This window comes from Pseudoalteromonas sp. OF5H-5 (assembly GCF_021530695.1).
Taxonomy (GTDB): domain Bacteria; phylum Pseudomonadota; class Gammaproteobacteria; order Enterobacterales; family Alteromonadaceae; genus Pseudoalteromonas.
In genome coordinates, this window is record NZ_JAKGBF010000002.1 from 377837 (window position 1) to 388522 (window position 10686).

General features: G+C 46.0%; 2 protein-coding genes. Both read left to right on the top strand.

The genetic code is table 11. The features are described from left to right. Positions 1 to 18 precede the first annotated feature (18 nt). Positions 19 to 870, top strand: a complete 852-nt coding sequence (locus L1271_RS04510; protein WP_235366914.1) for a cupin-like domain-containing protein — start codon at positions 19 to 21, stop codon at positions 868 to 870. Between the two features lie 153 nt (positions 871 to 1023). Further along, positions 1024 to 10686: a non-ribosomal peptide synthetase gene (locus tag L1271_RS04515; protein WP_235366916.1), complete on the top strand. Its 9663-nt coding sequence runs from the start codon at positions 1024 to 1026 to the stop codon at positions 10684 to 10686.

Consider the following 10686-nt stretch of genomic DNA (forward strand, 5'->3'; position numbering starts at 1 on the left):
ATTAAGTAGTAAAGTCTTATGTTTGGAGTTGCAGAATATAACCATCTCGACATCGCACAGTGCCAACAACAACTGAAGGAAGGCAAAGCGGTCGTTTTGCGTGGACTCATTAAACAGTGGCCAGCTGTTAACTTATGGTCGCCAACGTATTTTAAAAATCAGTTTCCTCAACTGGAAGTGACGATTAAGTACTTTGGCGCGCAAAACATACGCACACAACACACAACCATGCAGCGGTACGTCGATATACTTAAGGCGTTTCAGGCTGGCAAGTCAGGTCATGAGATTCCTTATTGTCATGATATTCCTATTTTTCTACAGACACAGGACTTACTACAGGATATAGGCACCTTTCCTTCCACTATTTTACCGTCTTTTTATCGGGAGCAATGGTGGAAGTTTGTACAGTTCTTTATGTCGCCTTCCGGCGCTGTCACTCCATTACATTTTGATACGCTGCGCACCAATAATCTGTTCTTTCAGGTAGCAGGAAAAAAACGATTTACTTTGGTTCCATGGCACCAGAGAAGTGACTGCCATCGTCGAGGTTGGCGTTGGTTTGATCACAATCCTGAACAAGCACTGGACTCAGATATTATCGAACACCGACGTGTCGAGATTGATGGGGGAGATGTCTTAATAATGCCCGCAGGTATGTTGCATCATGTACGCACTTTGACCGACAGCATTTCATTTAACATCGACTACCATACCAAAGCGACTGCGTTTTCAGCACTGACAAGAGTCATTGAAAAAATGCCCCGCGAAAACCTCTACTACAATGCGGTTTCTCTGTTAGGGCTGGCAGGCTTTATGCGTCACGATGCATTTTTCAAACGCTATCGTTCTTATCTTAATTACATTTCATAAGAAGGGTGTGAGCCAGAGACGCGCTTAACTTTCCGTATAAACGAATAAATCTAAATGCAGCCAGACTTGCTTTCAAAGAGGTGAGAGCAGGGATTGCTGAGCTTAAATTAACGAATTTAACTCATATGGAGTTGGATTTGTCAGGAAAAACCTATGTCAGCAGACAGCAAAACAGAACAGTTTTTTGAGTTAAATACTCCCCAACAAGAGATTTATCTTGATCATAATAACAAGGAAGATACTGCTTCTTTTAACATCGGTGGTTATGTCGATATCAAACAATCTGTCGATTTAAAGCGGCTGGAAAAGGCCATTCAGCGGAGTGTTTATCAACATGCTGTATTACGTAGTCAGATAGACAATTATTCGGAGAAAAACCACGCTGATAATAGCCAACCTGGATATGTTGTCAGAGAACAGAGTTTCCATCTGTCAGTGACGGATTATTCGCATCAGGAAAATCCTGAAGCAGCAGCTAGTCAACTGATCAAATCCGTTTTTATACAGCCTTTTAACCTACAGTCCGACTGCCTTTATCGCGTTGCACTTATCAAGTTATCTGAACAACGCTTCTGGTTGTATTTTATATCCCATCACATCGTTATTGATGGGGCAGGGTATGCCAACTGGATTCGAAGTATTTTCAGTCACTACCAACAGCTCTCCGAAGACGCTGACACAGAATTGACGATCACTTTGCCACTGACTGCTGACAAGATCGACGAAGAAAAGCACCAGCGCCGTCAACAGAAAGCTCAAGCTTTCTGGGAGCAACAGCTGAATCCATTACCAGATGTGCCCTTACAACCAATTAGTCAAGCGACAGAGCAACATGCGAGCTCAAAGTTGATTCATCACATCAGTGTTGAACGTTACAAACACTGGATGAGTTTAGCCAGCGACGCGGCACTGCCCGTGCTGCCTTTGTTTATGACGGCTATCAGCCACCTGATTCAGCATACATTCCGCTCTGGTGCATTTATTATGGGCACGCCACTGCATAATCGGACCAACGCAGAACAGCGTGGCATGGTTGGCTCCTTTATGTCCATGCAGCCGGTTCTGGTTCAGGCGCAGCCAGCAACAACCGTTTCTCAAGCCGTTGCAGATACGGCTCGCTCCATTAAAAGCGGATTTCGTCATCGTCACTACCCACTCAGTGCCCTATATCAGGCTCTTTCGCTACGAGCGCATAACCGAGAGCGCTTATTCGATGTTGTGTTTAACTACCAACTGATCGACTTTGATTTTAGTGCAACCGGGCTGGACGTTGAGTCTCATTACTTAAGTCATGGCCGAGAAGAAATGCCGCTCACCATCACTTTGTGTGAGTACGGTGAAAAGCAAAGTACACAACTGCAACTGGATTATCGCCATGACTATTTTTCAGCGCAGCAAGCTCAAGCATTACTCGAAGCGACGGTCTTTCTGGTTGAGCAAATGCTCCAACAACCGGATACAGCGCTTAACCAGTTGTCATTGATAGACGCCTTGCCTGCAACCATGTCAATGCAAGCGGTGACACCGAGAAAATTCACAACGGTTGTTGATCAGATTGAAAAAATCGCTTTAGAATCGCCTGATAATATTGCTGTGACCGATGGCAAACAACAGCTCTCTTATGCTGAACTGAATCAACAGGCAAACCAGCTCGCTCGATACCTGAAGGCATCCTGTACAACCGAAGCTGATTCCGTCATAGCGATTGCCTTACCGCGTTCAATTGGATACCTCATCGCAAAACTGGCCGTACTCAAATCCGGTGCTGCTTATGTTTCTCTGGACACGGACTACCCTGATCAGCGACTGAATCACATGCTGGAAGATTCGCAAGCGCTTTGTCTTATTACCAATCAACAACAAAGTGAGCGAGAGTTCCATAAAGTAGCAACTCTGGTACTGGTTGATGACGCTGAATACGCTTCCCATGTTTCGCATTTCTCCTCTGAAAATCTGGCAGAAGTCGACATAACAGAAACGCAGCTTGCCTATCTGATGTATACCTCTGGCTCAACAGGAACGCCCAAAGGTGTCATGATCGAGCATGGCCAGTTAAGCGACTTTGTTAGCCACTGCACACAAACTTATCAGATAACCGCCAGCGACCGTTTTTTGCAGTTCTCCGCTTTGAGCTTTGACATCTCTGTTGAGGAATGTTTTGGCACATTATGCAATGGCGCTACCTTAATATTAAGAACAGCAGATCTCCATCTGGATCTCGATGCTTTTCAAAACTACTGCCAAATTCAGCACATCTCTATCGTGAGCTTGCCCACCGCATTCTGGCACCAGCTGGCCCAGCATAAAACGAAGACATCTTATGATGATTTAAGACTGGTTATTCTGGGAGGAGAAGCCTTAAAAACACATTGCGTTGAATCGTGGTTCGCATCAGGTCCGTCGATTCCACTCGTAAATACTTATGGTCCAACTGAAACGACGGTGACGGCTTCACATTACTTTATTCGTAGCGAAGAAGATATACGTCCCATCATGCCCATCGGTTTACCGAACCCAGGGGCACAATTCCTGCTAGTCGATGAATGTATGCGTCCGGTGCCCGACACTTTGATCGGCGAGATTTTTATTGCTGGTAACAGTGTTGGTCGAGGATATCTTGGTCGAGATGAAGAAACTCGCCATGCCTTTGTCGGGCATCCTCTGGTACAAGGTCGCTGCTATCGTACAGGGGACCTAGCCCGTGTAACAGAAGAGGGGTTACTGGAATTTGTAGGTCGCAAAGATCAACAAATAAAACTGAATGGCTTTCGTATTGAGCCCAATGAAATCCTGTACCAGCTAAAACAGTTCGATGACATCAATGATGCCATACTCATTACTGAAGAACACACCACAGATCATCAGCGGTTAATCGCCTATGTCGTAACCGATAAAGACATTGATGTTTCTGCTTTACGCGAATTTCTGCGCGCTACGCTGGCGGACTATATGATTCCTGCAGCCTTCGTAACCTTAAGTAAGCTCCCTCTAACGGCTAACGGCAAAGTCGATCACAAGCAGTTACCAGAACCCAGTGCACAGGACTTTGGCTGTCAGGAATATGCGGCACCAGAAGGTGAAGCCGAGGAATTGCTGGCTCATTTATGGCAAGAGCTACTGAATATCGAGAAAGCGGGTCGCTTTGATAACTTCTTCGAGCTGGGTGGTCACTCTCTGTTGATCATGTCAATGCGCTCACAGGTATTACAAGCAGGGTATGAGCTTCCTTTGCGGGCAATTTATCAAACTCCATCACTCAGTGCTTTAGCCGCAGAGATGACAAAGGTGTCAAATACGCAAGTCACCAAGACATCTGATTTACCTCTTTCTCAAAGATTAACTCCACAAGCATTTCCTTTACTTGACCTGACGCAGCAAGATATAGATTTGCTGTGTTCAAAAGTAAAAGGAGGTGCAGAAAACCTTCAGGATATTTATCCGTTATCTCCATTGCAGGAAGGTATTTTCTTTCATCACCAGATGAATGAAGATCGAGACACTTATGTTATTCCTATTTTGATGGAGTTTAACCATTCTGACCAACTGGATGCATTCGTCACAGCCCTCAATCGAGTGGTGCAACGTCACGATGTTTTTCGTACTTCAATACACTGGCAGTCTTTATCCGCTCCAGTACAATTGGTACAAGGTCACGCAACAGTAGAAGTAAACTGGCTGTCTCCAGTGGGCAATGAAAACCCGCTAACGGCACTAAAAGCACTCGCATCACCGGACAATCAGGCGTTGAGTTTGCAGTCTGCGCCCATGATGGAATTAACCGCAGCCAAAAGCAGTGAAAAGGATGTTTGTTACCTGTTATTAAAACAGCACCATCTTCTGACAGATCATATCACTGTGTTGCATCAGATTGACGAAATCAAAACTCTGATGAACGATGCTAATAAGGAGTTACCCGCTCCTGTTCAATATCGTGAGTTTGTCGCCCATACTTTGAGCAAAAACACAGCTCAACAAGGCCACGAATATTTTCGTCAACGCCTGTCAGATGTGACTGAATCAACCGCTCCCTTTGGTTTAATGGATGTCTACAATGATGCTTCTCAAATAGACATTAAAGACGCCTTTCTGGGTCAGTCACTCAGTGAAGATATTCTGTCCATTGCTGGTCACCAACGAATCAGTCCAGCCGCTATTTTTCATCTCGCCTGGGCGCTTGTAGTGGCTAAATGCAGCGGTAAAGATGATGTAGTATTTGGAACCATGATGTCAGGCAGGCAACAGTCGCTTGTGGGCGTTGAAAAAATATTTGGCTTGCTGATCAACTTGTTGCCATTGCGAGCTTCTTTGGCAGAGACCAGTCTGTCTGATGCAGTGCATGCCATGCAAAAGCATATCATTGAACTGGCTGAGTATGAACATTTGCCACTGGCCGATATTCTGCAACACGCCAGTTTACCCGCCGGCACGCCACTGTTTACCAGCTTAATAAACTATCGACACCAGCATGAACAAGTTGCGGTTAATAATCAGACTGGCTTTAAGCTTCTGGAGGCCATCGAGTACACCAACTATCCACTGGAAATGGGTGTCGATCAACTGGAAAACGATTTTCGTCTTGAAGTGCATGTAGAAAAACGTATTGGCGCGAATGCCGTTCTCGGTTACATGAAAACGGCACTAGCGGCCATTGTTCAAGGCTTATGTACCGACAAAACGCAGACAGTACTCTCCTTATCTATTACGCCTCTGGCTGAACAGGAACGTATTGTTAAAGAGTTCAATGGAACTTCTGTTCACTACGAAGGTGCTCAAACGGTACATCAACGTTTTGAGCAACAGGTTAGCTTACATCCAACTGCCATTGCCGCTGTGTGTAATGAGCAACGAGTGACTTACAGCGAGCTGAATACTAATGCCAATAAGCTTGCTCATTATCTTATCGAGCAAGGTGTTCAGCGTAATCACATCGTCGCAATTTATGCGGAACGTTCCATTGAATTTGTCACCGCGATATTAGGAATTATGAAAGCGGGTGCGGCTTATGTGCCCCTTGATCCTAACAATCCTTCTGAACGACTGAAGTACATGTTGTCAGACTCAGATGTGCAGGTCGTGTTAAGCCAGCAAGGTTTCTCTGGACTTCAGCTCGATACACAACAATGCTTCCTGCTCGATGCACATTGGCATTTGTTGGACACCTATCCTGTTAGTAATCCCGTCGTTCATTCACAGCCAGATGATCTCTCCTATATGATCTACACCTCAGGTTCGACGGGACAACCGAAAGGGGCTCTGGTTCATCATGCGGGTGCCTTAAATCATATTGATGCAGAGTTTGATGTGCTGGGTTTTCAGACAAAAGATGGTCTGCAAGCCCGTAACTTCCTGCAAAGTGCTGCATCATCGTCTGACGTCTCTGTATGGCAATTCCTGGCACCTCTCATGTGCGGTGGAAAAACCGTTGTGCTACAAGATGCAATGGACCTTGCTCGCTATATTGATCTGCTGCACCAGGAGCAGATTCACCTGATTCAGACAGCACCTTCAGTACTTAAATTGTTAATGGAAGCATTAATTCAACGGGACTGTGCCGTACCATTAACGGAGTTGAAGTGGTTGATGATCATCGCAGAACCTTGCCCAGTCCCTCTGGTTAATCGATGGTTGAAATTCTATCCCGATATTCCGGTCATGAATGGTTACGGTCCCAGTGAAGCATCCGATGACATTACTTATTTTGTAATGGATAAACCGCTGTCGGAATCTGTGAAAAACGTACCCTTGGGTAAGCCTATTCCGAATCTGACAATGTACGTGCTGGATGCAAATTTACAACTACTGCCCGTTAATGTTGTTGGTGAGCTGTGTGTATCTGGAGTGGGTGTAGGAAAAGGCTACTGGAACAAGCCAGAAAAAACCGAACACAGTTTTAAAAAGAACTCTTTCCAGAATTTAGGCGGCCACGGAGACCGACTCTACCGTACCGGAGATCTGGGTTACTGGACTGAAGAAGGAAATCTTGAACTGGTAGGACGGATTGATAATCAGGTTAAGGTAAGAGGTTTTCGCGTTGAACTGGGCGAAGTGGAATCGGCTCTTGTCAAACTTGACGCCATTGCTGAAGCCGCTGTGTTGATTCACAAAAATCTGCAAGGTGAAAATGTTCTGGTCGCATATCTGGTTGTTTCTGACCCTCAAGAGGACAGTGCATCAGCAATCAGTAGTATCAAACAGGCATTAGTTGAGTTATTACCCGACTATATGATTCCATCGTCATTCCAGATACTCGAACGCATGCCTTTAAACGCTGCCGACAAAATTGATCGGCACAACCTGCCTGAGCCAGATTTCGCTCAACAGCTTGAAAACCTGGTGATGCCAGAGACTCACACAGAAGAAAAGTTACAGTATATCTGGAGCAATATTCTGGGACAGGCACAGATAAGCTGTCGCAGCAGTTTCTTTGATCTGGGAGGACATTCCTTAACGGCAGTGCGATTAGTCGCTGCAATCCGACAACAGTTGTGTGTTGATTTACCTGTACGTAGCATCTTCGAGCACAATACCATTCAAAAACTCGCGGCCGTCATTGATGCTCTTCAAAGTCACGCACCAGTTGCCAGCATTCAATGTTTGCCTAAGCAACCAGGCGAGTGGTTGCCACTTTCTTTTGCTCAGGAACGTTTGTGGACTCTTGATCAACTAGGCAATGGAAGTGTCGAATACAATATGCCAATCGCTTTGCGGCTACAGGGGCGCTTTAATCTGGAATGGGCAAATAAAGCCTTCGCTTTTGTACTCCAGCAACATACCGTGTTGCGAACAATCTACAGCAATCAGAATGGCACACCGCGCCAACAGGTTCAGCCTTTAGAGTCGTTTTCAATTGAAAACTTTGACTTTCGCCAACTATCTTGTGCAGAGCAGGCTAATTTGATCAACCAGCTCATGGAGCAGGAAGCCAATCAGGCATTTGACTTAAGTTCTGATTTCTTGTTAAGAGCTCGTTTTATTCAGCAACAGGATGAGGAGGGAGTATTACTGCTCACCACTCACCATATCGCTTTTGATGGTTGGTCTGAAAATATTCTGGCGCAGAGTTTTGTTGAAGCCTACACAAGCATAGCAAAGAAAAATTCCCTGAAAGTCAAAGAGGTCGCTCAATATTCCGATTATGCGCACTGGCAACGTGACTGGTTAACAGGAGGCACACTGGAACAACAGCAAGCCTACTGGCAGCAACAACTGGCTAATTTACCTCCGGTTCATGACCTGCCACTGGACTATGAACGACCCACTTACACAACCAGTGCGGGTGCTGCGATAAACTTCCATTTATCAACAGAAACCAGCACAGCCTTACGAGAACTTGCCCGGCAGCAACAGACAACTCTGTTTATGATTCTGCACGCGGCATTTGCACTTTTGATTGCCAGAGTCAGTTCACAAAATGACGTTGTTATTGGAACGCCGGTAGCGAATCGACCTCATGTAGAACTGGAAGAACTCATTGGCTTTTTTGTGAATACTCAGGTATTACGAACCGAGTGTTACCCTGAAGCCACCTTCGTCGAATATCTGGCGCAAGTTCGTCAGGTTAATCTGGACGCACAGTCTCACGCAGACATTCCGTTTGAACTACTGGTGGAAACCTTAAACCCTCAACGTTCATTAAGCTATACGCCTTTATTCCAGATAATGTTTGCTATGGATACCAGTGATGACTGGCAACTGACTCTACCTGACTTCTCTATCCAGCCCATTGCACGGGAGCATATTCACTCGCAATATGAACTCATCTTAAACGCCGATGATAAGCAGGAAGCCATAAGCTTCAGCTTTGAATATTTAACTGCACTGTTTAAGGAGCAGACGATAGAACGTCTGGCTCAGCGCCTGCTCGTTTTACTTGAGTCCATAGTGAAAACACCGGATGCGCCTTTGCATGCTCTGGAACTCTTGCCAGAACAGGAGCGTCAACGCCTGTTGCCTGACGATGCGCCCCTTGCTCAATCGGTTCTTGATACAGCGGTTAATACGTCCTTTGATTTAGAAGATCAAACAACCAGCTCCAGTCTGTTTGAGAGTCATGTCGCACAACAACCGGAAGCTATTGCCTTAATTGACGGCGACCAGCAGATGAGCTTTGCGCAACTTAATGCACGTGCAAACCAGCTAGCTCGTTTCCTGATTGCTCAAGGTGTTGCACCTGATCAACGCGTCGCTTTATACCTGCCTCGTAGTCTGGATCTGATTCTGGCTATACTCGCTGTGCATAAAGCAGGCGCTGGCTATGTACCTCTGGCCGTTGATGCTCCCGCGGAACGACTAGAGTTTTTTTTGCAGGACAGTCAGCCCGTTCTTACTTTGACACAAACCACTCTCAGTGAACGCTTACCGGGCAACAGCAACTTGGCATGTATCGACGCCATATTCTCACAGCTGGATGCTTTGGCGACCGACAATTTAACTCAAGAAGTGGACACCAGAGAGAATCAACTGGCCTATGTTATTTACACATCCGGTTCAACTGGCACTCCTAAAGGCGTCATGATTGAGCAAGGAAGCCTGGTGAACTTGTGTCATGGCTTAAGAAGTGTTTATGGCTTGCAACCTGAAGAACGAATGTTGCAGTTTGCCGCTGCCAGTTTTGACATGTCCGTAGAAGAAATCTTCGGGGCTTTATGTAATGGCGCGACTCTGGTGTTACGTAACGATGATTGCCTCAGCAGTAGCGAACGCTTCTGGAGTTTCTGCGCGCAACATGCCGTATCTCGTCTCAATCTGCCTACCGCTTTCTGGCATCAATTGGTAGACGACTCACCGGAACAATTACCCGAATCCATCAAGATGGTCAGTGTCGGAGGAGAGGCGTTAAATCAGGCTCGCATTGAACAGTGGCAAGCGCGTTATCAACATCAGGTAAAACTGGTCAATGCCTACGGGCCGACTGAAGCCACTGTGAATGCCTGTATTGCCGAATACGATCGCCATGCGCTTCACAGTATTGGAGAACCGGTTGCGAATACCCAGATTTATCTGATGACTGATCAGTTAACGCTGACGCCTTTTGGCAGTGTTGGAGAGATTGTCGTCGGAGGTCGCGGTGTTGCAAGAGGTTACCTGAACCTTGAAGAACTCATACAGGATCGTTTTGTTGAAAACCCATTAGGTGCAGGTCGTTTGTATCGCACAGGTGACTTAGCTCGCTATCTTGAAGATGGCACGCTTAGCTACATTGGACGCAAAGACAATCAGGTGAAAGTACGCGGTTATCGCGTGGAGCTGGGCGAGATTGAAGCGCAATTGATTCAACTGGAAGCTATAGAAGAAGCTGTCGTCATTACGCGACCAGATGCCAGCGGAAATCAGTCGCTGGTAGCTTACTACACGATGTCTCATCCCATTGAGGTTGACGCCATACGACGGGCACTCAAGAAAACTTTACCGGACTATATGGTGCCCACGCAATATTGCCAACTCACCGAAATCCCTTTAACGGCCAATAGAAAAGTAGATACAAAGGCTTTACCCGCGCCACAGGATGTTGTGACTACGTCAGGGACTTGCGCTCCTCAGGGAGATATCGAAGTAGAACTTGCTGCTTTGTGGCAGCCGTTACTGGGTATTGCGCACATTCAAAGAGAAGACGATTTCTTTTCACTGGGCGGACATTCCTTATTAATTATTCGCCTGTTAGCTCTTATTAAAGAACATTTTGCTATTGAACTGGACATGATTACCATTTTTGAAAACGCCACGCTCATCGAGTTGGCACAAGTTATTGAGACTCATCGATTGCAACAGCAAATTGCAGCGGCTATGGACGAAACTTCAGAAGAAGGGTGGCTGTAA

Coding starts and splice junctions, on each gene's coding strand:
- L1271_RS04510 (WP_235366914.1), top strand. CDS start 19: ATGTTTGGAGTTGCAGAATATAACCATCTCGACATCGCACAGTGCCAA.
- L1271_RS04515 (WP_235366916.1), top strand. CDS start 1,024: ATGTCAGCAGACAGCAAAACAGAACAGTTTTTTGAGTTAAATACTCCC.